Origin of the sequence: Microbacterium sp. 3J1, from assembly GCF_001049495.1 — a bacterium.
Classification (GTDB): Bacteria; Actinomycetota; Actinomycetes; order Actinomycetales; family Microbacteriaceae; genus Microbacterium.
Map to the genome: position 1 here is coordinate 121,807 of NZ_CDWI01000011.1, position 24,748 is coordinate 146,554.

A 24,748-nucleotide genomic window follows, 5' to 3' on the forward strand; every position below is an offset into this window, starting at 1 on the left:
CTCACGGCAGTCGGAACGGAGGCGCGCCGAGCGCGGACGGATCGAGCACGAGGTCCGCGAGCACGCCGCCGACCGCCGGTGCGAACTTGAAGCCGTGCCCCGAGAACCCGGCACCGACCACGATGCGGCCGCGACGATCGAGCACGAATGCGTCGTCGTCGGTCGAGGTGTAGGTGCAGCTGATCGGGACCGCGGATGCCGGGTCGAGACCGGGCATCCACTCGCGCACGTAGTCCGCGAGGGCGGCCGCATGCGTCACGGCGTGCGGCCTGGCATCCGGATCGACCTCATCGCCGACCCCGTGGAATCCGACCTTCACGCCTTCGCCGGGGGTGGGCATGCCGTAGACCGTCGCGGGGTGGCGGTCGGGCGACACGTAGTGGTTGAAAGAGGGCCACGCCGATCGGTCGACGGGGAGGAAATGCGCGGGGAACTCCTCCGTGACCTCGAGCCGGGGCAGTCGGATGCCGGGCAGCATCCGATCGGTCCATGCGCCCACGGTGACGACCGCGACGTCCGCCCGCACCCGGCGGTCGGGCAGCGCGAGCTCCACGCCGGACCCGGTCTCGTGGATCTCGCGCACCGGCGTCTCCCAGAGCACCTCGCCGCCCGCCGCCGCGATGCGCCGCTCGAACTCGCCCAGGGCCTCGGATGCCCGGACGACCCCCGCATCGCGCGAGAAGAGCACCTCGCCGTCGAACCGCATACCGGCCCAGCGCGCCGACGCGTCTCGGGCGGAGAGGATCTCGGCGTGGATCCCGCGTTCGACGAGACGACGCTCGATGTCGGCGACCGCGATCTCCCCGTGGGTGACGAGGCCGTGCAGGCGCAGCAGCGGCTCTCCCGTGACGAAGCCGAGACCGTCCCAGCCGTCCCTGGCACGGACGAGGAGGTCGAGGTAGTGGTCCTCGTCGTACGCGTTGTTGAAGTTGCGGGTCGTCCCGTGCGAGGCTCCGTGGCGGTGCCCCCGGGCGAACCGCTCGAACACCACCGGTCGCAGGCCGCGTTCGGCCAGCTGCCATGCGGTCGCGAGTCCCATCACGCCGCCGCCGACGACGGCGACTTCCACGGCATCCGCCGACATGCTGCCTCCCGATCTCGTTCCCAGTCTCCCAGCCGTCGGCATCGTCGTGCTCCCGGTAGGCTGAGACGGTGACCATGGAGATCGAGCTGGGCCGAGGCAAGCGTGCGCGTCGCGCGTACACGTTCGACGACATCGCGGTGGTGCCTTCGCGGCGCACCCGCAACCCGGAGGACGTGTCGACGGCCTGGACCATCGATGCCTTCGGCTTCGGCATCCCTGTGCTCGGTGCCCCGATGGACTCGGTGGTGAGCCCGCAGACGGCCATCATGCTCGGTCAGCTCGGCGGCCTGGGCGTCCTCGATCTCGAGGGCCTGTGGACGCGCTACGACGACCCCGAGCCGCTGCTCGCCGAGATCGCCGGTCTCAGCGACGACAAGGCGACGGTGCGCATGCAGCAGCTGTACTCCGAGCCCATCAAGCCCGCGCTCATCACGCAGCGCATCGCCGAGATCCGCGAGGCCGGCGTCACGGTCGCAGGCTCGCTCACCCCGCAGCGCACGCAGGAGTTCTACGACACCGTCGCGGCGGCGGGCGTCGACCTGTTCGTGATCCGCGGCACCACCGTCTCGGCCGAGCACGTCTCGAGCGTCGACGAGCCGCTGAACCTCAAGAAGTTCATCTACGACCTCGACGTTCCGGTCATCGTCGGCGGAGCGGCGACGTACACCGCCGCCCTTCACCTCATGCGCACCGGTGCCGCCGGAGTCCTCGTCGGCTTCGGTGGGGGCGCGGCGTCGACGACGCGCGCCACTCTCGGGATCCACGCCCCGATGGCGACGGCGGTCTCCGACGTCGCCGCCGCTCGTCGCGACTACCTCGACGAGTCGGGCGGACGTTACGTGCACGTGATCGCCGACGGCGGAGTCGGAACGTCCGGCGACGTCGTGAAGGCGCTGGCGATGGGTGCCGACGCGGTCATGCTCGGCGTCGCCCTCGCGCGAGCCACGGATGCGCCCGGCCGCGGCTTCCACTGGGGTCCCGAAGCGCACCACCCGAAGCTGCCGCGCGGGCGTCGCGTCGAGGTCGGCGGCATCGGGACGCTCGAGGAGATCCTCTACGGACCGGCGCCGGTCGCCGACGGCACGGCGAACCTCATCGGGGCGCTGCGCAAGTCGATGGCGACCACGGGCTACTCCGATCTCAAGGAGTTCCAGCGCGTCGAGGTCGTCCTCGCACCGTACGAGGCCTGAGGCCGCTGCTCTCCTCGTGACCGCACCCGCACTCTTCCCCCCGACCCTCCGTGAGGTCATGCTCCGGGGACGCTGGATCGGGGTGCTCCTGCTGTGTCTCGTCGTCGCAGGAGTGTTCGCGTGGCTGGGGCAGTGGCAGCTCGCCAGGGCCATCGACACGGATCCGCCGCCCGCTGGAGCGACCGAGCAGGTGCGGCCGCTCGCCGACGTGGTCGAGCCGGGGGAGTACCTGCCCGAGCCGCTGGTCGGTCAGCAGGTCACGACGACGGGATCCTGGGTGCCCGAGGACTTCCTCGTCGTCTCCAGCCGCTTCAACGACGGCGTCGAGGGGTACTGGATCACGGGTCAGTTGCGCGTCGCGGAGCGCACCTCGATCGCCGTCGCCCTCGGGTGGACTGCCGATCAGGATGACGCGGATGCCGCGATCGACTCCCTCGAGGCGTCGGCGGACGGCGGCGCGGTGACGCTGACCGGACGCATCATCTCGGACGAGGGTCCCTCGGTGCCCCCGGCGGACGACCCGATGCGCATGGACCGCATGTCGACCGCCGCCCTGCTGAGTCACTGGCACGACATCGAGGACCTCGACGTCTATCGGCCGTACCTGGCGTCGGCGACGGCGCCGGCCGGCCTCGTCGACATCTCCTCGCCGGCACCCGACGAGCAGTCTCCGGTGAACTGGTTGAACGTGTTCTACGCGGCGGAATGGGCGATCTTCGCGGGCTTCGCCTTCTACCTCTGGTACCGCCTGGCGAAGGATGCGTGGGAGCGCGAGGTCGAGGAGTTCGAGGACTCCACGAGCCCGGAGACCGCCTGATCTCGTGCTCGGACGCGCACCCGTCGGCGCGCAGAAGAGCGGCCGCACGAGCTGCATTCCACCTTCGTCGGGGGGTGCTCGGGCCATTCGGTGAGCGCTCGGTGACGAATGGGAAAACTCCGTTGAGGTTTGTCCGAAGTGCTCCGTAAGCTCGCTCACATGTGCGCGGATCGTGTCCGTGTGCAGCCACGGGTTCACGAGAGCCGTCGCCAGACGATACCGAGGAGACAACACCGATGATGTCCGCTCCAGACGCCGCGCACCGCGAGGTTCCCGCGTCCGATCGCAGAAGTCGGGGGCGTCTCGGCGTCCTCGCGGCCACCTGCGTCGCAGCACTGGGCGCGAGCGCCCTGATCGCCGCGCCCGCATCCGCGAACGTCGCAGGGACGGGGGTGGTGATCAACGAGGCGTACCTCTCCGGAGGCAGCGCGGGAGCAGCGTTCACGAACAAGTTCGTCGAGCTCTACAACCCCACCGCGGCTCCGGTCGCCCTCGACGGCATGTCGCTGCAGTACCGGTCCGCGACCGGCACGGGAGCGTTCAACGGGGTCGCCCCGCTGACCGGTACGATCCCCGCCGGCGGCTACTACCTCGTGCAGGGCGGGAGCAACGGCGCGAACGGCGCCGCACTGCCGACCGCCGACGCGGTCGGCACCCTCAACCCGAGCGGCACCAACGGCACGCTCGCTCTCGTGAACGGCACGGCGGCGGTCGCGCTGACCCCCGGCTCGGTCACCGGCGCGGAGGGGGTCGTGGACGTCCTCGGTTACGGCACGTCGAACACGTTCGAGACCGCGACGGCGACCTCGCCCACCGGCAACACCGACGTCAGGTCGCTGAACCGCACGAACGGCGCGGACACCGATGTGAACAAGACCGACTTCACGCTGTCGGCGACCATCACGCCGCAGAACTCCGGCGGCGGCGTCGACCCGGACCCGGATCCCGAGCCCGAGCCCGAGCCGACGAAGACCTCCATCGCCGAGGTCCAGGGCACGACCGACGTCTCGCCGCTGAACGGTCAGACAGTCACGGTCGAGGGTGTCGTCACGGCCGACCACCGCACCGGCGGATACAAGGGCGTCGTCATCCAGACGCAGGGTTCCGGCGGTGAGACCGACGCGACGCCCGGCGCCTCCGACGGCGTCTTCGTCTTCCTCAACGCACTCTCGCCCGCTCTGGCGATCGGCGACCTCATCTCGGTCACCGGCTCGGTGAGCGAGTACTTCGGCCAGACCCAGATCAACCCCACGTCCCTCGCGGGCGTGTCCGTCGTGCAGGCCGGGGTCGGTGCGCCGGCTCTGACGCCTCTTCCCGCCACGGTGGTGGGTGCCGACCGCGAGCAGTACGAGAACATGTACGTCGCGCCGGCAGGCACCTACCGCCTCGCGTCGAGCCACCAGCTCTACAACTTCGGCACGCTCTGGCTGAACGCCGGTGACGAGCTGAACGTCAAGAGCACCGAGCTCGCTCGCCCCGGGGCCGAGGCCGCCGCGATCGCCGAGGCGAACCGCGCGAACCGCATCCTGCTGGACGACGCGTGGTCCATCCAGGTGACGAACAACGGTCACCCCAACGACCAGCCGTACTTCACGAAGGAGCAGGTCGTCCGCAACGGCGACACCGTCGACTTCAGCGACGACGGCTACGTGCTCCAGTACGGCTTCGACGACTGGCGTCTGCAGCCCGTCGTGCCGATCGACAGCACGACGGCGGCGGACGCGAAGGCCGGCTTCACGTCGACCAACCCGCGCTCCGACTCGGCCCCCGAGGTCGGCGGCGACGTGCAGGTCGCGTCGTTCAACGTCTTCAACTACTTCACCACCCTCAAGAGCGAGAACTCGAATGCGCGAGGAGCGGCGAACGCCGAGCAGTTCGCGATCCAGAAGTCCAAGATCGTCGCGGCGATCAACGGACTCGACGCCGAGATCGTGTCGCTCATGGAGATCGAGAACTCGATCAAGCTCGGCGGCTCGATCGACGAGGCCCTCGCCGACCTGGTCGACGGTCTCAACGATGCGCTGGGCAGCGAGGAATGGGACTACGTCCGTACGCCCGACGAGCTGAACGACGCGACGACGACGGACTTCATCACGAGCGCGATCATCTACAAGAAGGACGACGTGTCCGCGGTCGGCGACAGCCTCACCGTCACCGATGAGAGCGTCTGGGGCAACGCCCGCGAGCCGATCGCCCAGGCGTTCGACATCGACGGTCGCGTCGTCACCGTCGTGTCGAACCACTTCAAGTCGAAGTCCGCGCCCGAGGGCGGTGGGGCGGAGCCGGCCGACGGCCAAGGCTTCTTCAACGCCGACCGCGTGGCCCAGGCCAACTCGCTCCTGGCCTTCACCGACGAGATCGAGGAGACGACCGGAAGCAGCGACATGCTCCTCATCGGCGACTTCAACGCGTACGCCAAGGAAGACCCGATCGACGTCTTCACCTCAGCGGGGTGGAGCGACGTGGCTCGTGAGAAGGCTCCGGAACAGCACACGTACACGTTCGACGGCGAGCTCGGCTCACTGGACCACGTGCTGGCGTCGCCTTCGCTCGCGGCCTCGATCACGGGTGCCGGAGTCTGGAGCATCAACTCGCCGGAGTGGAGCGACCGCGGCTACGCGTTCGGCGCCACCGAGGCGGGCACGCCGTTCCGGTCGAGCGACCATGACCCGATCGTCGTGGGCGTCGACTCCGAGATCCCGCCGGTGAGCATCGACGTGGTCACGATGAACGACTTCCACGGTCGCATCGAGGCCGATGGAGCTGCCGCCGGTGCCGCGGTCGTCGCGGGCGCGGTCAAGCAGTTCCGCGAGGAGAACCCGAACACGATCTTCGCCGGAGTCGGCGACCTGATCGGCGCGTCGACCTTCACCTCCTTCATCAACGACGACAACCCGACGATCGACGCGCTGAACGCCGCCGGTCTCGACGTCAGCGCCGCGGGCAACCACGAGTTCGACCAGGGCTGGGAAGACCTGCGCGATCGCGTGCAGGACCGCGCGGACTGGGAGTACATCTCGTCGAACGTCTTCGTCACCGAGACGGGCGAGCCCGCGCTCGCTCCCGCCTGGGTGAAGGAGCTCGACGGCGTGCGCGTCGGCTTCGTGGGCGCCGTCACCGAGGACCTCGACTCGCTCGTGTCCCCCGAGGGCATCGCCGATCTCGAGGTCCGCAGCATCGTCGACTCGGTGAACGCCGTGGCCGACGATCTGCGCGACGGCGACGCCGCGAACGGCGAGGCGGATGTCGTCATCCTCCTCGTGCACGAGGGCGCCGCGAGCACCGAGCTGTCGACCATCACCCCGGAGACGCCCCTCGGCGAGATCGTCTACGGTGTCGACGAGGACGTGAACGCCATCGTCTCCGCGCACACCCACCTGGCGTACAACCATGTGATCGACGGGCGCCCCGTGATCTCGGCCGGACAGTACGGCGAGAACCTCGGCCTGATGAACATCCAGGTCGATCCGACCACGAAGGATCTGATCTCAATCACCAACGAGATCAAGCCGCTGGTCGTGGGCGGGGTGGCGCAGTATCCGGCCGTCCCCGAGGTCGCCGACATCGTCGCGAAGGCCAAGGCCGACGCCGACGTGCTCGGTGCGGTCAAGGTCGGAGACATCACCGCCGACTTCAACCGCGCACGCCAGGCGAACGGATCCGAGAACCGCGGCGGCGAGTCCACGATCGGCAACTTCGTCGCCGACGTGCAGAAGTGGTCCACGGGTGCGGACATCGCCCTCATGAACCCGGGCGGCATCCGCGCGAACCTCTCGTACGCCTCGTCGAACGCGAACGACCCCGCGGGCAACGTCACCTATCGCGAGGCGGCGACGGTCCAGCCGTTCGCCAACACGCTGGTGACGCTCACGCTGACGGGCGCGGAGCTGAGGGGGGTCCTCGAGGAGCAGTGGCAGCCCGCAGGCGCGGCCCGTCCGTTCCTGAAGCTCGGCGTCTCCGAGGGCCTGGTCTACACGTACGACCCGGCAGGTGCGCAGGGATCGCGGATCACGTCGATCACGCTGAACGGCACGCCGATCGATCCGGCGGCCGAGTACACGGTGGCGGCGAACTCGTTCCTCTCTGCGGGAGGAGACAACTTCTTCACCTTCCGTGAGGGCGACGACAAGCGGGACACCGGCAAGATCGACCTGCAGTCGATGGTCGACTGGTTCGACGCCAACAAGACCGCGACCCCCGACCTCGCGCAGCGCGCGGTCGGAGTCTCGGTGAGCGCACCGGATGCCGACGGCTACAGCGCCGGCGACCAGGTGACGGTCTCGCTCTCCTCGCTGGCGTTCAGCGGCGGCGAACCGGCGCCGGGCGAGGTGACGCTGTCTCTCGGCGGCACCCAGCTCGCTGCCGGAACGGTCGACCCGACCGTCGTCGACACCACCGATGAGGCCGGGCGCGCAGCGCTCGCCTTCACGGTCCCGACGGGCGTCTTCGGCGACCAGCAGCTGACCGTCCTGGTCCCGTCCACGGGAACCACGGTGCAGGTGCCGTTCACGATCGCCGGTGAGGAGCCGGCGGAGTTCGCGGGCACCATCGACCTCGGCTCCTCGAAGGTGACTGCAGGAAAGAAGCTGCAGATCACGGGTGAGGGCTACGAGCCGGGCGAGACCGTGGCCGTGGAGCTGCGACCCAAGAAGGGTCAGCCGATCGCGGTCGGCACCGTCCAGGTCAAGGCCGACGGCACCTTCTCGAGCTCGGTGACCGTGCCCAAGGGCGCGCAGCCCGGCAAGTACACGGTGGCGGTCTCGCAGGCCGACGGCGACGAGGCGACGGCCACGGTGACCGTCAACCGGGCCGGCGGCATCGGAGGGATCATCGGCGGCATCATCGACTGGCTGTGGGACCTCCTCAACGGATGGTTCTGACGGGCGGTTCTGATCTGACGCCATGACCAAGCGGGCCGGGGGAGTGATCCTCCGGCCCGTTTCGCCGTCGCTGCGTGGTCCCTGGTTGCGCAGGTGAAACCACATCCGGACAGTTGTGTTTGTATTGTTTCGTGTTGTACTGTGTGGGAAAGTTTTCCACCAGCAACGGAGCAGCGATGTACGCGATGGAGCGCCAGCAGGGGATCGAACGGATCCTCGCGGACGAAGGACGGGTCTCCGTCGTTGATCTGGCGCAGCGCTTCGAGGTGACGACCGAGACGATCCGCCGCGATCTCGCATCCCTCGAGGAGATCGGCTCCCTCGTCCGGGTTCACGGGGGAGCGGTCGCGAAGGACGACGACAGCACGAACGAGTCCTCTGTTCTCGAGCGCGTGCAGCAGCACGGTCCGGCGAAGCGTGCCATCGCCGTCCGCGCTCTCGAGGCTCTCGGTACCGACTTCCGCGGCTCGGTGTTCATCGACGCGGGCACGACGGCCGCCGCTGTCGCCGATGCGCTGTCTGCTCGCGTCACCGCCGCCCCTCAGGGATCCCGGACTCGCGTGGAGGCGGTGACGCACTCGTTGACGATCGCTCCCGTGCTGGCGGTCGCGGAGGGGATCTCGCTGACCGTCATCGGCGGCCGCATCCGCGGAGTCACCGCCGCCGCGGTGGGGGCCGAGACGGTCGCGACGATCGGCCGTCTGCGCCCCGACGTAGCCTTCATCGGAGCCAACGGCATATCGGCGGGATTCGGTCTGAGCACCCCCGATCCCGAAGAGGCGTCGGTCAAGGCGGCCATCGTCCGTGCCGCCCGTCGTGTGATCCTGGTGGCCGACTCGAGCAAACACGACCGCGAGCTCCTCGTCTCGTTCGCATCGCTGCGCGAGATCGACGTGCTCGTGACGGACGCCGAGCCCTCGGCGGAGCTCGCAGCCGACCTCGCCGACGCCGACGTGGAGGTCTGGATCGCATGATCGTGACCCTGACCGTCAACCCCGCGCTCGACCGCACGATCGCGCTCGGTGCCGCCCTGCGACCGGGGCAGGTGCAGGCCGCCCGGTCGGCGCGCGAAGAGGCGGGAGGAAAGGGCGTCAACGTCTCGCGAGTGGTCGCCGCGGCGGGTGTCGACACCGTGGCTGTGCTTCCGCTCGCCACCGATGACCCTTACGCACTTCCGCTTGCAGCGACGGGTATCGCGACGGTCTCCGTCCCGGTCGCCCGGCAGGTGCGGACCAATCTCGCCCTCACCGACCCTGAGGGAGTGACCACCAAGGTCAATCTCCCCGGGCACCCCCTGACCGACGCCGATACCGCCGCGGTCGTCGAGGCGGTCGTCGAGGCGTGTGCGGATGTCGAGTGGCTGGTGCTCGCCGGCTCGCTCCCCGAGTCGACCGCCGCCTCCCTCTACGTCGACGTCGTCGGGGCGCTGCGCGAACGATGGGGCGCGCGTGCACCGCGCATAGCCGTCGACGCCTCGGGCCCCGCGCTTCGGGAGGTCGTCTCGCACGCTGCCGTCGACCTCATCAAGCCGAACGACGAGGAGCTCGCCGAGCTCCTCGGAACCGTCATCGACGGGGAGGACCCCCGCTCCATCGTCGACGCCGTCCGCGCCATCGTCCCCGCCCGGGTCGAGGCCGCGCTCGTCACGCTCGGAGGAGCCGGAGCAGCCCTCGTGACGGCGCAGGGCGCCTGGGTCGCCGCCGCGCCTCGCATCGACGTGGTCAGCACGGTCGGCGCCGGTGACAGCTCGCTCGCGGGGTACCTGCTCGCCGCGATCGCCGGTGCGGATCCGGCTGCCCGGCTCACCTCGGCGATCCGCTACGGCGCCGCCGCCGCATCACTCCCCGGAACCCAGGTGCCGACGCCGGCCGACCTCGGGCACCACGAGATCACCGTTCGATCCTTCTGATCCCCTGACGACCACTGGAGGTCATCATGTCCGACACCATCACCGCCGAGCTCGTCAGCATCGACGCCGAGCTCGGCGCCGACAAGGCCGCCGTCATCCGCGCTCTTGCCGATCGTGTCGCCGCGCACGGGCGCGCCGACAGCGGCGAAGCTCTCTTCGCGGATGCCTGGAAGCGCGAAGAGCAGGACGAGACGGGCCTTCCCGGCGGCATCGCGATCCCGCATGCGAAGAGCCCGTCCGTGACGACCCCCAGCCTGGCGTTCGCGCGGCTCGAGCCAGGCGTCGACTTCGGCGCACCCGACGGCCCCGCTGACCTCGTCTTCCTCATCGCGGCGCCGGACACCGCCGCCGAGGCTCATCTCGCGATGCTCTCCAAGCTCGCCCGCAGCCTCATGCAGGACGAGTTCACCGCCGCTCTGCGCGCGGCGGGCGACGCCGACGAGGTGGTCCGCATCGTCGACGCCGCGATCTCGGATGAGCCCGTCGCCGAGTCGCCCGTCGCGGTGCAGAGCGCCGAGCCGGTCACCGCGCCGGCGACAGCGGCGGGGCCCTCGACGCCGAGGATCGTCGCGGTCACGGCCTGCGCGACCGGCATCGCGCACACCTTCATGGCCGCGGATGCGCTCACCGCGGCGGGCCGCGAGGACGGCGTCGATCTCGTCGTGGAGCCACAGGGATCCAGCGGCTACAAGGCGCTGCCGCAGAGCGTCATCGATCAGGCGGATGCCGTGATCTTCGCGGTCGACGTCGACGTGCGCGAGCAGGAGCGCTTCGCCGGCAAGCCGGTCGTGCGCTCGGGCGTCAAGCGCGGCATCGAGGAGCCGAGACAGCTCATCGCCGAGGCGATCGCCGCAGCCGCCGATCCGTCGGCGCCGAGGGTGACGGGCACGGCCGGCTCCGCGGCATCCGGCGCCTCGTCCGAGGCGGCCCCGCAGTCGCTGGGCCGTCGGATCCAGCGCATCCTGCTCACGGGTGTGAGCTACATGATCCCCTTCGTCGCCGGCGGCGGGCTCCTCATCGCGCTCGGATTCCTGTTCGGCGGGTACGAGGTGAATGCCGACAACCGCGCGTTCACAGTGGTGCTCGAGAACGCGCTGTGGGATCTGCCCGCCGGTGGGCTCGGCCAGTACATCGGATCCGTGCTGTTCGTGATCGGCGCGACGTCGATGGGCTTCCTCGTCTCGGCGCTCTCGGGATACATCGCCTTCGCCATCGCGGACAGGCCGGGCATCGCACCGGGATTCGTCGCCGGTGCGGTCGCGGTCCTCATGAACGCCGGATTCATCGGCGGCATCGTCGGAGGTCTGCTCGCCGGTACGGTCGCCTGGGCGATCGGCCGGATCGACGCGCCGAGATGGCTGCGCGGACTCATGCCGGTCGTGATCATCCCGCTCCTGGCGTCGCTGGCGGCATCCGGTCTGATGCTGCTGTTCCTCGGGCGACCGATCGCCTGGCTGATGCTGGTCCTGAACGAGTGGCTGACCGGCCTCGCGGGCACCTCGGGGATCGTCCTCGTCGGTGTGATCCTCGGACTCATGATGTGCTTCGACCTCGGCGGCCCCGTCAACAAGGTCGCCTACGCCTTCGCCACGGCCGGACTCGCCTCCGCCTCGACGGACAATCCGACGCCGTACCTCATCATGGCCGCCGTGATGTGCGCGGGAATGGTGCCGCCGCTCGCGATGGCGCTCGCGTCGACCGTGCTCGACCGCCGTCTCTTCACCCCCGTGGAGCGCGAGAACGGGGTGGCCGCGTGGCTCCTCGGCGCCTCGTTCATCAGCGAGGGCGCGATCCCGTTCGCCGCTGCAGACCCCCTGCGGGTGATCCCGGCGTCGATGCTGGGTGGCGCGGTGACGGGTGCGCTGAGCATGGCGCTGTCGGTGCAGTCGCTCGCCCCGCACGGCGGGATCTTCGTCTTCTTCGCGATCAACCCGATCTGGGGCTTCCTGCTCGCGCTCGTGGCGGGAACCCTCGTCAGCGCCTTCGCGATCGTCGGCCTCAAGCGCTTCGCGCGGTCGAGGACAGCACGCGAGGGATCAGCGGTCGCGGTGACGGCGTGACCGGCGGCACATCGGCAGAGTACGACCACAGAGGGAACAGGGAGACGGAAATGGCAGAACGACAGGCGATCATCGCAAGCGGCTCCGGCCTGCACGCACGGCCGGCGAAGCTGTTCGTCGCGGCGGTGAAGGAGAAGGGGATCCCCGTGACGATCTCGGCGAACGGCGGCGCGGAGCTCAACGCGGGAAGCATCCTCGCGCTCATGGGTCTCGGGGCGTCGAAGGGGACGACCGTCACCCTGCGCTCCGATGCCGACGATGCCGAGCAGGCGCTGGACGAGCTGGCCGCGCTGCTCGAGACGGATCTCGACGCGGTCTAGCGCGCCCGCCCGCGCCGCGACAGCGGATCGGCGCACGATCCGTGCCGCGTAGACTGGTGGCATGCCCGAACCGAAAGTCGCCAGCTTTCCGGCGATCCGTGGTGCGCTGAAGTTCTACCAGATCGCGTCGATCATCACGGGAGTCATGCTGCTCCTGCTGCTGGCCGAGATGGTGCTCAAGTACACGCCGATCCACCTCGAACTCTTCGCCGGAGGCTCGGGCGGACCCCTCTGGTTCGCCGGCGTCATCGCCGGACCCGACTGCGAGTGGTGGTCGCTGTTCGCGCCGATGACGAACTCGTGCGAGATGACGTCGCTGGGCGACGGGTTCAACATCTCGCTGTTCATCCTCGTGGCGCACGGCTGGTTCTACGTCGTGTACCTCTTCGCGTGCTTCCGGATGTGGAGCCTGATGCGCTGGCCGTTCCCGCGGTTCATCCTCCTCGCACTCGGCGGCGTCGTGCCGCTGCTGTCCTTCTTCATGGAGACGGTCGTCGCCCGCGAGGTCAAGACCTATCTCGCCACCCGCGAGGCCGCCGAGGCCTCGACCCCTGCCCCGGAAGGTGTCCGTTGACCGAACAGTCCGAGACCCAGCAGCGCCCTGCGCTCGTCGTCGACTTCGGCGCGCAGTATGCGCAGCTGATCGCCCGTCGAGTCCGTGAGGCCGGCGTCTACAGCGAGATCGTGCCGCACACGGCCACGGCCGCCGAGATCGCCGAGAAGAACCCGGTCGCGATCATCCTCTCCGGCGGTCCGTCGTCGGTGTACGAGGAGGGCGCTCCGCGCCTCGATCCCGCGGTCTTCGACCTCGGCGTCCCCACGCTGGGCATCTGCTACGGCTTCCAGTACATGGCGCAGACCCTCGGCGGCGAGGTCGCGCACACGGGCCTGCGCGAGTACGGCGCGACGGACGCGGTGATCTCGGGCGATGGCGGGATGCTGCTGGGCGGACAGCCCTCGGCGCAGAACGTGTGGATGAGCCACGGCGACCAGGTCGCCACGGCACCCGAGGGATTCGAGGTCCTCGCGACCACCGAGGCCACCAAGGTCGCGGCGTTCGCGAACGAGGAGCGCGGTTTCTACGGGGTGCAGTGGCACCCCGAGGTCAAGCACTCGGACCACGGGCAGCGGGTGCTGGAGAACTTCCTGCACAAGGGCGCGGGCCTCGCGTCCGACTGGAACAGCGACAACGTGATCGCCGAGCAGATCGAGCGCATCCGCGAGCAGGTCGGAGACGCGCGCGTCATCTCCGCTCTCTCCGGCGGGGTCGACTCCGCGGTGTCGACGGCCCTGGTGCACAAGGCGATCGGCGACCAGCTCACCGCCGTCTTCGTCGACCACGGGCTGCTCCGCAAGGGCGAGCGCGAGCAGGTCGAGAAGGACTACGTCGAGTCCACCGGCGTCCGCCTCATCACGGTCGACGCCGCCGACACCTTCCTCGGCCACCTCAAGGGCGTCACCGACCCCGAGGAGAAGCGCAAGATCATCGGTCGCGAGTTCATCCGCGCGTTCGAGAAGGTGCAGCTCGATCTCGTCGCCGAGGCGAAGGCCTCCGGCGGCGCACCGGTGAAGTTCCTCGTGCAGGGCACCCTGTACCCCGACGTCGTCGAGTCGGGCGGCGGCGCGGGCACCGCGAACATCAAGTCGCACCACAACGTCGGCGGTCTGCCCGACGACCTCGACTTCGAGCTCATCGAACCGCTGCGCGCCCTGTTCAAGGACGAGGTCCGCGCGATCGGCCGCGAGCTCGGCATCCCCGAGGCGATCGTCGGGCGACAGCCGTTCCCCGGCCCCGGTCTCGGCATCCGCATCATCGGCGAGGTCACGGCCGATCGCCTCGAGATCCTGCGCGAGGCCGATGCGATCGCTCGCGAGGAGCTCACGAAGGCCGGCCTCGACCAGGAGATCTGGCAGTGCCCCGTCGTGCTGCTCGCCGATGTCCGCTCGGTGGGCGTGCAGGGAGACGGCCGCACCTACGGGCATCCGATCGTCCTCCGTCCGGTGTCCAGTGAAGACGCGATGACCGCCGACTGGACGCGTCTGCCGTACGACGTGCTGTCGAAGATCTCCAACCGCATCACCAACGGCGTCCGCGACGTGAACCGCGTGGTGCTCGATGTGACCTCGAAGCCGCCGGGGACCATCGAGTGGGAGTGAGCACGCCGCTCGCCCCCGCCTGACCCGCAGAACGGGCACGGACCATCCGGTCCGTGCCCGTTCGCGTCTCATCCGGCAGGATGGGGTCATGACCAAGGCGCGGACGAAACTCACGGTGATCGGTGCGGGCAGCGTGGGGGTGAGCGTGGCGTACGCGGCGCTGATCAGGGGGAGCGCCGCGGAGGTCGCTCTCTACGACATCGCGACGGAGAAGGTGGATGCCGAGGTGCTCGACCTCGCGCACGGCACGCAGTTCACCTCGGCGATGGTGAGCGGCGGGTCCGACCTCTCGGTCGTCGAGGGCAGCGACGTCATCGTCGTCACGGCAGGGGCCAAGCAGCAGCCGGGCCAGACGCGGATGGAGCTGTCCGGCATCAACGCGCGCCTGCTCGAGCGCCTCATGCCGCAGCTCCTGCAGCGGGCCCCCGACGCGGTGTTCATCATCGTCACCAACCCGGCCGACGTCATGACGGTCGTCGCGCAGCGCGTCTCGGGCCTGCCGCCGCATCGGGTCTTCGGATCCGGAACCGTGCTCGACACCTCGCGTCTGCGGTGGCGCCTCGCCCATCGCGCTCATGTCAACACGGCGAGCGTCCATGCCGATATCGTCGGCGAGCACGGAGACACCGAGTTCCCGCTGTGGTCGAACGCCACGATCGGCTCGGTGCCCATCCTCGACTGGCCGGCCGCCGAGCCCTTCACCGCCGAGGAGCTCGACCGCATCGCGGTGGAGGTGCGTGACGCCGCGTATGCCGTGATCCGCGGCAAGGGCGCGACGAACCTGGCGATCGGCGTGAGCTGCGCGCGCATCGCCGAGGCGGTGCTCCGTGACGAGCGCGCCGTGCTGCCCGTGGCGAGCGTGCTCGACGGCGAGTACGGCATCCACGGTGTGGCACTGTCGGTGCCGTCGGTGGTCGGGGCTCGAGGCGCCGAGCCGCTGGGGGAGACTCCGATGAGCGCGCACGAGACGGAGCTGCTGAGGGCGTCGGCCGATGCGATCCGCGCAGCGGTGGACGAGCTCGACTGACCCCGCGGTCCTTTCCGCACTTTTTTCTCGGGCGATGTCGATCCTCGGCGTTCCCGTTCGACGTCTTCAATGAGAGGGTCGAATCCCGGCCCCACCCACGGAGGAGAACACCATGAAGTACATGCTGATCATGCGCTCGAACGACGAGGCCGTCGAGGCGTACAAGGAGATGCCGTTCGAGCAGGTCATCGAGGCCATGGGCAAGTACAACGAGTCCATGATCAAGGCCGGCGTGCTGGCTGCGGGCGAGGGCCTGACCGACGCCGCCGAGGGCTTCGTCGTCGACTTCAGCGCCGAGAAGCCGCTCATCACCGACGGCCCCTACGGCGAGACGAAGGAGCTCTTCAACGGGTTCTGGATCCTCGAGGTGTCGAGTCGCGAAGAGGCGGCGGAGTGGGCGAGTCGTGCGCCGCTCGGACCCGGATCGTTCCTCGAGGTGCGTCGGGTGACCGACGAATCGGACTTCCCCGCTGACAACGAGTGGATCGAGAAGGAGAAGGGCTGGCGCGAAGAGGAAGAGGCGCGTCGCGCTCAGCAGTGAGATGACCCTCTTCGACGACGGCGAGACGGCGCGCTCCGCACCCCGGGAGGGGACCGCGGAGCGGGCCGTCGCCGCTGTGTGGCGCATCGAGTCCGCGAAGATCGTCGCGACCCTGACGCGCATGGTCGGCGACTTCGGTCTCGCCGAGGATCTCGCCCAGGAGGCGCTGCTCGATGCGCTGCGGCAGTGGCCGATAGACGGCGTGCCGCGCAACGGCGCGGCCTGGCTCACGGCGGTGGCGAAGCGCAAGGCCGTCGACGGCTGGCGGCGCCGGGAGCGACTGGACGATCGCCTCGCGGTGATCGCGCACGACCTCGAGCGCGAGCAGGCGGAGGCGGCGGACGCACCGCCGTGGGACCCGGATGCCGTCGACGACGACGTCCTGCGACTGATCTTCATCTCGTGCCACCCCGTGCTGTCGCGGGAGGCGCAGGTGGCTCTCACGCTGCGCGTGGTCGGCGGGCTGTCGAGCGAGGAGATCGCCCGCGCGTTCCTGGTGCCGACCGCGACTGTGCAGCAGCGCATCGTGCGCGCGAAGAAGACGCTCGCCGCGGCGCACGTGCCCTTCGAGATGCCGTCGCACGACGAGCATCGCGAGCGCCTGGGAGGGATCCTGGGCGTGCTGTACCTGATCTTCAACGAAGGCCATGCCGCCAGCAGCGGGTCGGACTGGATGCGGCCTGAGCTCAGCCTGGAGGCGATCCGCCTCACCCGGGTGCTCGTCGCGCTGATGCCGCGTGAACGCGACGTGCACAGTCTGCTCGCGCTCATGGAGCTGACGGCCGCGCGATTCCCCGCTCGCGTGGATGCGGAAGGACAACCGGTCCTGCTCGCCGATCAGGACCGGCGCCGCTGGGATCGCGGACGCATCGCTCGGGGTCGGGCCGCGCTGGCCGCGGCGGATGCGATCGGACCAGGCCGCGGTGCATACGGGCTGCAGGCGGCCATCGCCGAGCGCCATGCCCTCGCGCCCTCCGTCGAGGAGACCGACTGGGAGCACATCGTCGTCCTCTACGAGGCCCTGGGCCGTCTCGCTCCGTCGCCCGTCGTCGAGTTGAATCGGGCGGCGGCAGTCGCGATGGCGACGGGCCCGGCATCCGCTCTGGCGATCATCGACCGCCTCGCCGCCTCCGGTGCCCTGCCGGGCTACCATCTGCTGCCCGCGACGCGCGCGGAGCTGCTGCTACGGCTCGGGCGGCCCGACGAGGCCCGCAGCGAGTTCGCGGTGGCCGCCGCACTCGCCGGCAACGACCGGGAGCGTGCGCTGCTGCAGGCGAAGGCCGCCGGACGCTGAGCCCGTCGCCCCACAGCAAGAGAACCGCCCTCTTCTCCAGCGACGCTGGGGAAGAGGGCGGTTCCGCATGCTGCAGGTGATGTCAGCTGCGGGCCTTGCTGCCGCGGTTGACGATCAGGCCGTAGATCAGCAGCACGATGATCGAGCCGCCGATGGCGAGAAGCCACGTGCCGAGGTCCCAGAACTCCGTGAGAGGACGGTTGAGGATCAGGCTGCCGAGCCACCCACCGAGGAGGGCGCCGACGACGCCGAGCAGGAGGGTGATGAACCATCCGCCGCCCTGCTTGCCGGGAAGGATCAGCTTCGCAATGGCTCCGGCGATCAGGCCGAGAAGAAGGAATCCGAGAAAGCTCATGTTCAGCTCCTTTGTTTCGTGAGCCGCGGGGTGCCGCGGCTCGTACTTCTACTGTGCCCTCTCAGCTGTTTATCAGCCAACCCCTTGCGTCGAGGCCTCCGGATATGGCAAGAGGCCCGCCTCCGAGGAGACGGGCCTGTTGCCGAACGGTGTTCGCGTCAGTTGTTGCCGCGGACGATCGCGATGAGACGCAGGATCTCGACGTACAGCCACACGACGGTGACCATGATGCCGAAGGCACCGAGCCAGCCGTACTTGCGGGGAGCGCCGTTGCGGACGCCCTGCTGGATCTGGTCGAAGTCCAGCACCAGCGAGTACGCGGCCATGATGACGACCAGGACGCCGATGATGAGTCCGAGCGGAATGCCGAAGATCTGGGCGCTGTAGAGGCCGAACGCCTGATCCTGGGGCAGGACGCCGGTCCACATCAACACGAGGTTGAGCAGCGAGAAGACGAGGTAGCCGACCATGGCGATCATGAAGATCTTCGTGGCCTTCTTGGATGCGCGGATCTTGCCGCTCGCGAACAGGGCGAGGGTCACACCGACCACCGAGACCGTGGCGAGGGTCGCCTGGACGACGATGCCGGGCCACATGACCTCGAAGAACGCCGAGATGCCACCGATGAAGAGGCCCTCGAAGGCCGCGTAGGCGAAGATCAGCGCGGGGCGGACCTTCTTGCGCGAGGTGAATGTGATCACCATGGCGAGGACGAAACCGCCCAGTGCTCCGACGAGCCACGGCATCAGGTTCGGCTCGAAGCGGTCGTAGGGGTTCAGCTCGGGGGCGGCGACGCCGCCCAGGGTCAGGAACCAGCCGACGGCTGCGGTGACGAGCAGGATGGCGAAGAGGCCGGCCGTCTTCCAGACGGTGTCCTCGACGGACATGCGGTCGGTCTCGATCGCGCCGGCCGGGGGAGCGGCGTACATGCCCTCCAGTCGGGCGTTCGCGGCGGCATCCATCGTGCCGTGCTGGAACGACGCGGCCTGCGCACCCTGAGCGCCCTGCGGAGCCCCCGGGTAGGTCGCGACGTTACGCGGATCCTGCTGCTGGAACGCCGGGTTGTTGAAAGCGAAATTGCTCATGTGGGCCTCACTCCAAAGGGGCTGTAGGTCTCTTTCCTCCACGATACCCGGATGGGCGCGGCACCTGGGTGTTCTACGCTGTGAGCGTGCCCAGGAAATCTCCCCTCGTCATCGGGCATCGCGGTGCGCCCGGCTACCGCCCGGAGCACAGTCGCTCCTCGTACGAGCTCGCACTCGCGATGGGAGTGGACGCCGTCGAACCCGATGTCGTCGTCACGAAGGACGGTGTGCTCATCGTCCGCCACGAGAACGAGATCTCGGGGACGACGGACGTCGCCGAGCATCCTGAGTTCGCCGAGCGCAAGACGACCAAGCGTGTCGACGGGCAGGCGCTGACCGGCTGGTTCACCGAGGACTTCACGTGGGAGGAGCTGTCGACCCTGCGCAGCAGGGAACGGCTCCCGGAGGTGCGGCTGTCGAGCGCGACGTTCAACGGGTCGCAGGCGATCCTGCGGCTCACGGACGTCCTCGACATCGTCCGCGAGGGCTCGGAGGAGCACGGACGCGAGATCGGCGTCGTGCTCGAGGTCAAGCACGCCACGTACTTCGCGAGCGTCGGCCTCGACCTGGCCCCTCTCATCGAGCGCGATCTGCGCGAGGCCGGCTGGGCCGACGGCGAGCTGCCGCTGATCGTCGAGTCCTTCGAGTCGACGGTGCTGAGACAGCTCAAGGACCGCGGCATCGCGGCGTCCTACGTCTACCTGATCGAGGCATCGGGTCGCCCGTACGACCTCACGGTCGCCGAGGGCAAGCGCGCGCCGACGTACAGGGCCACGGTCGCGCCCGACGGACTCGACCGTCTCGTCGGCGACATCGACGGCATCAGCGTCAACAAGCGGATGCTGCTCGAGAAGGGCAACACGATCGTGGCCGACGCCCACGCCCGCGGGCTCACGGTGTTCACCTGGACCTGTCGGCCCGAGAACGCGTTCCTGTCGCCGGAGTTCCGGAGCTCGGGAGGCAAGAGCGCCTACGGCGACTACGAGGCGGAGTGGGCGGCGATCGCCCGCACCGGCGTCGACGGGGTGTTCGTCGACCATCCGGATCTCGGCGTCGGGTTCTTCCGCGGCTGACCGGGCGCGGCGTCTCAGAGCGGACCCAGTGCCTCCGGCACCGACGCACGGAGGTGCAGCGCGCGCAGAGGAGCGAGGATCTCGCGCTCTTCGTAGCGGAAGTGCGACTCCATGATCGCGCCGACGCCGTCGAGGTGCCGTTCGATCGTCTCCGCGCTCTCGCCGCCCTCGGCGGCCGCGCGCAGAGCCCCCAGAAGGTGGGCGAGCATCGAGTGGTCCTGCATCAGCCGGTCGATGACGTCGCCCAGTTCCGGATGCTCCTCTCGCAAGGCCGGGAACAGCGCCCGGTCCTCGCTCAGATGGTGGCCGTCGAGCGCCGAGCAGAACCCGATGCAGAAGAGCGCGAGGTCCGACGCGGCGTCCGGGGCGTCCGTGTTCTCGTCGAGCGCGGAGCGCGTGGCCTCCAGGGCCGCACGCAGGCGGGTGTGCGCTCGGCGGAGTTCGTCGTCCCAGGCGATCAAACGGTCGGCATCCATCGCGCCCAGTCTAGAAGCGGCCGACGTGCCTCACAGGGTGGGGTCGAAGGCTCCGCGCCGCGACACGATCTCCTTGCCGAGCGGCATGAGCGAGACCGGCACCATCTTGAAGTCCGCGATTCCCATCGGGATGCCGATGATCGTGATGCACAGGGCGAAGCCCGAGATGATGTGCCCGAGCGCGAGCCACCAGCCCGCGAGGATCACCCACAGCACGTTGCCGAGGAAGGAGCCGACCCCGGAGGTGGGCTTGCTGACGATCTCGCGGCCGAACGGCCAGATCGCGTAGCGGGCGATGCGGAACGACGCGATGGCCCAGGGGATTGTCACGATCGGGATGCACAGCAGGATGCCCGCCAGCACGTAGCCGAGGAACAGGGCGAGTCCGGCGAAGATCAGCCAGATGATGTTGAGGAGGGTGCGCACGGCTCGATTCTCGCACCGGGGGCTGGGCGTCGTCCGAAGATGGCCACCCTCTGTTCACCTCCCGTGCACCGACGAGGGGTCCGTCGTCCACCCGAGATCGATGGTCTGGGCTCACACCCGTCTGAGCCCATCCAGGAGCCCCATGTCCCGCCTGCACCCCGCGGCGGCGATCACGACGGTCTGCGCCCTCAGCGCAGCCGCCCTGCTCGCCGTGCCGCTCGCCGCCACCGGCGCCGAAACCGGTATCCGCATCAACGAGGTCGAGTCGAACGGAGGGGTGCCGGGCGACTGGATCGAGCTCCTCAACACCTCGGCCACGGCCGTCGACCTGAGCGGCTACGTCGTCAAGGACGATTCCGACGACGAGCCCTACACGATCCCGGCCGGCACGATCGTCGAACCGGGCGCCTATCTGGTGCTCGACCAGTTCGACGCGGGCGTCGGATCGTTCACCTTCGGCCTCGGCAAGGCCGATCAGGTGCGCCTGTTCGACCCGACCGCCGCGCTGGTGGACGAGACGTCCTGGACGGCGCACGCAGCGACGACCTGGGGTGCACGCGACGTCGCCGGCGCCGTGGAATGGGCCGAGACGACCGAGGCGACGAAATCGGCGGCGAACGTGTTCGCGTCGGACGAGTCGACCCCCGGGACGATCGTCATCAACGAGGTCGACTCGCAGCCCGCCGACTGGGTGGAGTTCTACAACCCGGGTGAGACGATGCTGGACATCTCGGGCTACGAGATCCGAGACAACTCCGACGACCACCGCTGGCAGTTCCTGCCCGGCACGCAGATCGCCCCGGGCGAGTTCCTCGTCGTCGACGAGGCATCGACCGGTCTGGTCGACGGCGCCGAGACCGCGTTCCGCGACCCGATCGGCATCGGCAGCACCGACCGCATCCGCCTCTTCGACGCGACCGGAGTGCAGATCGACGACACCCTCCCGTGGGCCGACCACGCCGCGATCGGAGGCGACTCCAGCACCGCCACCCTCGCGCGCTGCCCCGACGGCCAGGGCGCGTTCCTGCTCGCCACCGCCACACGGGGCGCCGCGAACTCGTGCGTGATGCCCGACGTGGTCGTCAACGAGATCGAGTCCAACGGCGACGCGACCGACTGGATCGAGGTCATCAACCTCGGCAGTGCAGCGGTCGACATGTCCGGCTGGTCGGTGATGGACGACGACCCGGTCGGCCACGCCGCCGAGACCACTCCGCTGCCCGCCGGCACCGTGCTCGAGCCGGGTGCGTACTTCGTGTTCGATCAGAACACGGACTTCGTCTTCGGACTCGGCAACGGCGACACCGTCACCCTGCGCGACACGACCCTGAACGTGGTCGACGAGCACGTCTACAGCGCGCACGCCGACGGCGTGCTCGCGCGCTGCGAGGACGGTACGGGCGAGTTCGCCGACATCGCGGTGTCGACCAAGGGTCTGCGCAACGCGTGCGGCAACCCGGTGCGCATCAACGAGGTCGAGTCGGACGCCGGATCGCCGGACGACTGGATCGAGCTCGTCAACCCGACGACCACCGCACTCGACGTCTCGGGCATCGTGGTCAAGGACGACGATGACACGCACGCCTACACGATCCCCGCGGCGACCACGGTGGCCCCGGGCGGGTACCTCGTGATCGAGCGCACTCAGCTCGGCTTCGGCCTGGGCGACGGCGACACCGTGCGCCTGTTCGACGGAGACCAGCTCATCGACTCGACGACCTGGGGCGCCGGACACGCGGCCGTGACGTGGGGGCGCTGCCCCGACGCGAGCGGCGTGTTCGCCGTGACGGCCGAGCCGACCAAGGGCGCCGCGAACCTCTGCGCCGGAGAGATCGCGGTCTCGCCGTGGCCCGGCTCGGCGGACGTCCGGGCCCTCGACAGCATCCCGACCTTCCTCGAGGACAGCTCGGGCCTCGACGTGCAGGAGACGGCCGACGGCGCGTTCCTCTGGGCCGTGGACAACGGCGAGGGCCGCATCTGGAAGCTCGAGGCGCACGCCGACGGCTCGGTGACCCAGCTCCCCGGCTGGGAATCCGGCAAGCGCGTACGGTTCCAGAAGGACGCCGCGAACCCCGGCGCCGCGGGGCCCGACACCGAGGGCATCACGGTCGACGGCCAGGGTGCGGTGTACGTCGCCTCCGAGCGCGACAACAGCACGAAGGGTGTGAATCAGAACGTCGTCCTGAAGGTCGACCCCGAAGCCGCCGCCGGTGACCTCGTCGCGGAGCAGGAGTGGGACCTCACCGCGTTCCTCCCGGACGTGACAGCCAACCTCGGCATGGAGGCGGTCCAGTGGGTGCCCGACACGGCACTCGACGGCGCCCTGTTCGACGTCAACACAGGCGCCGCCTACGACTCGGCGGACTACGCGGGGCACGGTGACGGACTCTTCTTCGTCGCGGTCGAGGACAACGGTCACGTCTACGCGTTCGCGCTCGCCGCGGGCGGGGAGGCGACGCTCGTCTCGGAGATCGCCCCCGGACTGGGCGGAGTCATGGCACTGGACTACGACAGCGTCCTCGACGTGCTGTGGGCGGTGTGCGACGACGGATGCCACGGTGAGTCGGCGCAGATCACGCTGAACGGCAGGGCGGACCCGGGCATCGCGCACTTCGCGCGTCCCGCAGGGATGCCGGACATCAACAACGAGGGCTTCGCCACGGCCCCGGCCTCGTTGTCGGTCGACGGTCAGCGCCCTGTCTGGTGGTTCGCCGACGGCTTCCCCTCGGAGTCACTGCGCACGGGCACGCTTCCCAGCCCCGAGAGCGGCAACGGCGGCACCCCGGGCACCCCGGGCACACCGGGCACACCGGGCGGGCAGACTCCGCCGCTGCCCGGAACCGGGCTGACGGACGACAACCGCAACGGCGTGACGGTGAACCCGGCGGTCGCTGCGCGCGGTTCGCGGGTCACGGTGTCCGCGGGCTCCGATCACGCGGGGGAGCGCATCGCCGTCTGGATGTACTCCGAGCCCGTGCAGCTGGTCTCGGGAGCCGCGAGCGCGAGCGGTGCGATCACGGTCACGATCCCGGCGGATGCCGCGATCGGTGCTCATCGGATCGCGGTGTACTCCGCGACCGGCGAGCTCGTCGGCTGGGCGGACATCAGGATCACGGCCGCGGGAGGGCTCGCTGCCACCGGTGCGGAACTCCCTGTCACGGCGCTGGTCGCGGCAGTGCTCCTCCTGGTCGCCGGTGCTCTCATCGCACGGCGCAGGCGCCGCACGGCCTGACCCCGAAGGGGATCAGCGGAAGAGGGTGCGCGGACCGAGTCCGCGCACCCTCTTCCCCTGTCCGCTCGCCGCATCCGCGCGAGGCGGTGGAGACGCCGCACGCGCTCGGGCCGTCGCTCAGAGGCCGAGGACCGCGCGCGCGCCGTCGACGTCGGCCTGGTGATACTCCTCGGCGAGCCGTGCGGCGCGTTCGGATGCGAGACGCAGGGTCGCGGCGTGCATGCGCCACTGCGCGTCGTTCGCCGACGAGCGTCGGGTGAACGCCGCCTCCGCCTCGCCCTCCCAGCGGTTGCGGAGGTCCTGCGCGGCACCGGCGAGGCCGTCGAGCGAGTCGACGATCGAGGCGGCCGCTGCCGCGTTGCCGGCGGCCGCCTCGGCGAGGCGGTCGGGGTCGATCTTCAGGTCCATGACGGCTGGTCACCCGCCTCGGCGGACGGATATCCGTGTTCCGCATCGGATCTCAGGCTCGCAGCGATGTCGGACTCGGCGCCGAAGAGCTCACCGCTCCGCTCTGCGAGTGCGACCATGGCGCGGTGCTGAGCGCGCGCGATCGTATCGAGGGTGAGCTGGGCCAAGGCCGGGAGCTCCAGCGCCTCCGCCGCGGGGCCGAACTCCAGTCCCGCCAGCCTGCCGCCCACCTTGGCCCGGACGGTGACCTCTCCGCGAGGGCTGCGCACGGATTCGACGATCGTCTCCACGTCGGTGGCGAGCGCCTGTGCGCGCTCCCGGTTCTGCTGAGCCTGTCTGTTGATGTCGTCGAGCTGTCGCCGGGTAGATGCGAGGCCCTCTTCGATGTCGAACGCGCTGTCGTCCATGTGGCTC

21 protein-coding genes are annotated in these 24,748 nt (G+C 69.6%); 14 read left to right on the forward strand and 7 right to left on the reverse strand.

Going from position 1 to position 24,748, the window contains the following annotated elements; all coding sequences use genetic code 11:
• Window position 1: 1 nt before the first annotated feature.
• Window positions 2-1,084: an FAD-dependent oxidoreductase gene (locus tag BN2660_RS09655; protein ID WP_091230894.1), complete on the reverse strand. Its 1,083-nt coding sequence runs from the start codon at window positions 1,082-1,084 to the stop codon at window positions 2-4.
• A 74-nt stretch (window positions 1,085-1,158) separates the two neighbouring features.
• Here BN2660_RS09655 and BN2660_RS09660 point away from each other — a divergent pair, with 74 nt between their 5' ends.
• The 12 genes from BN2660_RS09660 to BN2660_RS09715 all read left to right on the forward strand — a co-directional run bounded on the left by BN2660_RS09660 (window position 1,159) and on the right by BN2660_RS09715 (window position 17,279).
• Complete coding sequence (locus BN2660_RS09660; protein WP_091230898.1) at window positions 1,159-2,274, forward strand: GuaB3 family IMP dehydrogenase-related protein; 1,116 nt, start codon at window positions 1,159-1,161, stop codon at window positions 2,272-2,274.
• 58 nt (window positions 2,275-2,332) lie between these two features.
• A complete protein-coding gene (locus tag BN2660_RS09665; RefSeq protein ID WP_091233486.1) occupies window positions 2,333-3,091 on the forward strand; it encodes an SURF1 family protein in 759 nt (252 codons plus the stop codon).
• Window positions 3,092-3,327: 236 nt separating this feature from the next.
• A complete protein-coding gene (locus BN2660_RS09670; protein ID WP_091230901.1) occupies window positions 3,328-7,971 on the forward strand; it encodes an ExeM/NucH family extracellular endonuclease in 4,644 nt (1,547 codons plus the stop codon).
• 176 nt (window positions 7,972-8,147) lie between these two features.
• Entirely contained in the window at window positions 8,148-8,945 is a 798-nt protein-coding gene (locus tag BN2660_RS09675) for a DeoR/GlpR family DNA-binding transcription regulator (protein ID WP_091230904.1), read from the forward strand.
• Entirely contained in the window at window positions 8,942-9,880 is a 939-nt protein-coding gene (locus tag BN2660_RS09680) for a 1-phosphofructokinase family hexose kinase (RefSeq protein WP_091230907.1), read from the forward strand. The genes BN2660_RS09675 and BN2660_RS09680 overlap by 4 nt, the downstream gene beginning before the upstream one ends.
• A gap of 26 nt (window positions 9,881-9,906) precedes the next feature.
• The gene (locus tag BN2660_RS09685; protein ID WP_091230911.1) at window positions 9,907-11,940 is read left to right on the forward strand and encodes a PTS fructose transporter subunit IIABC; all 2,034 of its coding nucleotides are present in this window, start codon (window positions 9,907-9,909) and stop codon (window positions 11,938-11,940) included.
• A gap of 50 nt (window positions 11,941-11,990) precedes the next feature.
• Complete coding sequence (locus BN2660_RS09690; RefSeq protein ID WP_091230914.1) at window positions 11,991-12,260, forward strand: HPr family phosphocarrier protein; 270 nt, start codon at window positions 11,991-11,993, stop codon at window positions 12,258-12,260.
• A 61-nt stretch (window positions 12,261-12,321) separates the two neighbouring features.
• Window positions 12,322-12,834, forward strand: coding sequence for a DUF3817 domain-containing protein (locus BN2660_RS09695; RefSeq protein ID WP_091230920.1), 513 nt, complete (start codon window positions 12,322-12,324; stop codon window positions 12,832-12,834).
• Window positions 12,831-14,417: a glutamine-hydrolyzing GMP synthase gene (gene guaA, locus BN2660_RS09700; RefSeq protein WP_091230923.1), complete on the forward strand. Its 1,587-nt coding sequence runs from the start codon at window positions 12,831-12,833 to the stop codon at window positions 14,415-14,417. Before BN2660_RS09695 ends, guaA begins: the two co-directional genes overlap by 4 nt.
• Before the next feature lie 88 nt (window positions 14,418-14,505).
• Window positions 14,506-15,444: an L-lactate dehydrogenase gene (locus BN2660_RS09705; RefSeq protein WP_091230926.1), complete on the forward strand. Its 939-nt coding sequence runs from the start codon at window positions 14,506-14,508 to the stop codon at window positions 15,442-15,444.
• A gap of 112 nt (window positions 15,445-15,556) precedes the next feature.
• Window positions 15,557-15,985 carry a YciI family protein gene (locus BN2660_RS09710; protein ID WP_091230929.1) on the forward strand — a complete coding sequence of 143 codons (429 nt, stop codon included), beginning with the start codon at window positions 15,557-15,559 and terminating at the stop codon, window positions 15,983-15,985.
• A gap of 1 nt (window position 15,986) precedes the next feature.
• On the forward strand, window positions 15,987-17,279 hold the full coding sequence (locus BN2660_RS09715) for an RNA polymerase sigma factor (protein ID WP_091230932.1): 1,293 nt from the start codon (window positions 15,987-15,989) through the stop codon (window positions 17,277-17,279).
• Between the two features lie 82 nt (window positions 17,280-17,361).
• Here BN2660_RS09715 and BN2660_RS09720 read toward each other — a convergent pair whose 3' ends face one another.
• Both BN2660_RS09720 and BN2660_RS09725 read right to left on the reverse strand, forming a co-directional pair.
• A complete protein-coding gene (locus BN2660_RS09720; protein ID WP_053098987.1) occupies window positions 17,362-17,634 on the reverse strand; it encodes a GlsB/YeaQ/YmgE family stress response membrane protein in 273 nt (90 codons plus the stop codon).
• 158 nt (window positions 17,635-17,792) lie between these two features.
• Window positions 17,793-18,719 (reverse strand): Bax inhibitor-1/YccA family protein, encoded by a 927-nt coding sequence (locus BN2660_RS09725; protein WP_091230935.1) that lies wholly within the window; start codon window positions 18,717-18,719, stop codon window positions 17,793-17,795.
• Window positions 18,720-18,805: 86 nt separating this feature from the next.
• On the opposite strand from BN2660_RS09725, the gene BN2660_RS09730 reads away from it, so the two are divergent.
• The gene (locus BN2660_RS09730) at window positions 18,806-19,792 is read left to right on the forward strand and encodes a glycerophosphodiester phosphodiesterase family protein (protein WP_091233489.1); all 987 of its coding nucleotides are present in this window, start codon (window positions 18,806-18,808) and stop codon (window positions 19,790-19,792) included.
• A 14-nt stretch (window positions 19,793-19,806) separates the two neighbouring features.
• Here BN2660_RS09730 and BN2660_RS09735 read toward each other — a convergent pair whose 3' ends face one another.
• Both BN2660_RS09735 and BN2660_RS09740 read right to left on the reverse strand, forming a co-directional pair.
• The gene (locus BN2660_RS09735) at window positions 19,807-20,268 is read right to left on the reverse strand and encodes a hemerythrin domain-containing protein (protein ID WP_091230940.1); all 462 of its coding nucleotides are present in this window, start codon (window positions 20,266-20,268) and stop codon (window positions 19,807-19,809) included.
• 30 nt (window positions 20,269-20,298) lie between these two features.
• The gene (locus BN2660_RS09740; RefSeq protein ID WP_091230943.1) at window positions 20,299-20,694 is read right to left on the reverse strand and encodes a YccF domain-containing protein; all 396 of its coding nucleotides are present in this window, start codon (window positions 20,692-20,694) and stop codon (window positions 20,299-20,301) included.
• A 142-nt stretch (window positions 20,695-20,836) separates the two neighbouring features.
• Between BN2660_RS09740 and BN2660_RS09745 the strand changes: the two genes are divergently transcribed.
• Window positions 20,837-23,926 (forward strand): lamin tail domain-containing protein, encoded by a 3,090-nt coding sequence (locus BN2660_RS09745; RefSeq protein ID WP_091230947.1) that lies wholly within the window; start codon window positions 20,837-20,839, stop codon window positions 23,924-23,926.
• Between the two features lie 117 nt (window positions 23,927-24,043).
• On the opposite strand, the gene BN2660_RS09750 is transcribed toward BN2660_RS09745, so the two are convergent.
• The gene (locus BN2660_RS09750; RefSeq protein ID WP_091230951.1) at window positions 24,044-24,334 is read right to left on the reverse strand and encodes a WXG100 family type VII secretion target; all 291 of its coding nucleotides are present in this window, start codon (window positions 24,332-24,334) and stop codon (window positions 24,044-24,046) included.
• Complete coding sequence (locus BN2660_RS09755; protein ID WP_091230954.1) at window positions 24,325-24,741, reverse strand: YbaB/EbfC family nucleoid-associated protein; 417 nt, start codon at window positions 24,739-24,741, stop codon at window positions 24,325-24,327. Before BN2660_RS09755 ends, BN2660_RS09750 begins: the two co-directional genes overlap by 10 nt.
• Window positions 24,742-24,748 lie beyond the last annotated feature (7 nt).

Bases quoted from the DNA above. Each gene is read 5' to 3' on its own strand.
- BN2660_RS09655 (WP_091230894.1), bottom strand. From the start codon at position 1,084: ATGTCGGCGGATGCCGTGGAAGTCGCCGTCGTCGGCGGCGGCGTGATG.
- BN2660_RS09660 (WP_091230898.1), top strand. From the start codon at position 1,159: ATGGAGATCGAGCTGGGCCGAGGCAAGCGTGCGCGTCGCGCGTACACG.
- BN2660_RS09665 (WP_091233486.1), top strand. From the start codon at position 2,333: ATGCTCCGGGGACGCTGGATCGGGGTGCTCCTGCTGTGTCTCGTCGTC.
- BN2660_RS09670 (WP_091230901.1), top strand. From the start codon at position 3,328: ATGATGTCCGCTCCAGACGCCGCGCACCGCGAGGTTCCCGCGTCCGAT.
- BN2660_RS09675 (WP_091230904.1), top strand. From the start codon at position 8,148: ATGTACGCGATGGAGCGCCAGCAGGGGATCGAACGGATCCTCGCGGAC.
- BN2660_RS09680 (WP_091230907.1), top strand. From the start codon at position 8,942: ATGATCGTGACCCTGACCGTCAACCCCGCGCTCGACCGCACGATCGCG.
- BN2660_RS09685 (WP_091230911.1), top strand. From the start codon at position 9,907: ATGTCCGACACCATCACCGCCGAGCTCGTCAGCATCGACGCCGAGCTC.
- BN2660_RS09690 (WP_091230914.1), top strand. From the start codon at position 11,991: ATGGCAGAACGACAGGCGATCATCGCAAGCGGCTCCGGCCTGCACGCA.
- BN2660_RS09695 (WP_091230920.1), top strand. From the start codon at position 12,322: ATGCCCGAACCGAAAGTCGCCAGCTTTCCGGCGATCCGTGGTGCGCTG.
- BN2660_RS09705 (WP_091230926.1), top strand. From the start codon at position 14,506: ATGACCAAGGCGCGGACGAAACTCACGGTGATCGGTGCGGGCAGCGTG.
- BN2660_RS09710 (WP_091230929.1), top strand. From the start codon at position 15,557: ATGAAGTACATGCTGATCATGCGCTCGAACGACGAGGCCGTCGAGGCG.
- BN2660_RS09715 (WP_091230932.1), top strand. From the start codon at position 15,987: ATGACCCTCTTCGACGACGGCGAGACGGCGCGCTCCGCACCCCGGGAG.
- BN2660_RS09720 (WP_053098987.1), bottom strand. From the start codon at position 17,634: ATGAGCTTTCTCGGATTCCTTCTTCTCGGCCTGATCGCCGGAGCCATT.
- BN2660_RS09725 (WP_091230935.1), bottom strand. From the start codon at position 18,719: ATGAGCAATTTCGCTTTCAACAACCCGGCGTTCCAGCAGCAGGATCCG.
- BN2660_RS09735 (WP_091230940.1), bottom strand. From the start codon at position 20,268: ATGGATGCCGACCGTTTGATCGCCTGGGACGACGAACTCCGCCGAGCG.
- BN2660_RS09745 (WP_091230947.1), top strand. From the start codon at position 20,837: ATGTCCCGCCTGCACCCCGCGGCGGCGATCACGACGGTCTGCGCCCTC.
- BN2660_RS09750 (WP_091230951.1), bottom strand. From the start codon at position 24,334: ATGGACCTGAAGATCGACCCCGACCGCCTCGCCGAGGCGGCCGCCGGC.
- BN2660_RS09755 (WP_091230954.1), bottom strand. From the start codon at position 24,741: ATGGACGACAGCGCGTTCGACATCGAAGAGGGCCTCGCATCTACCCGG.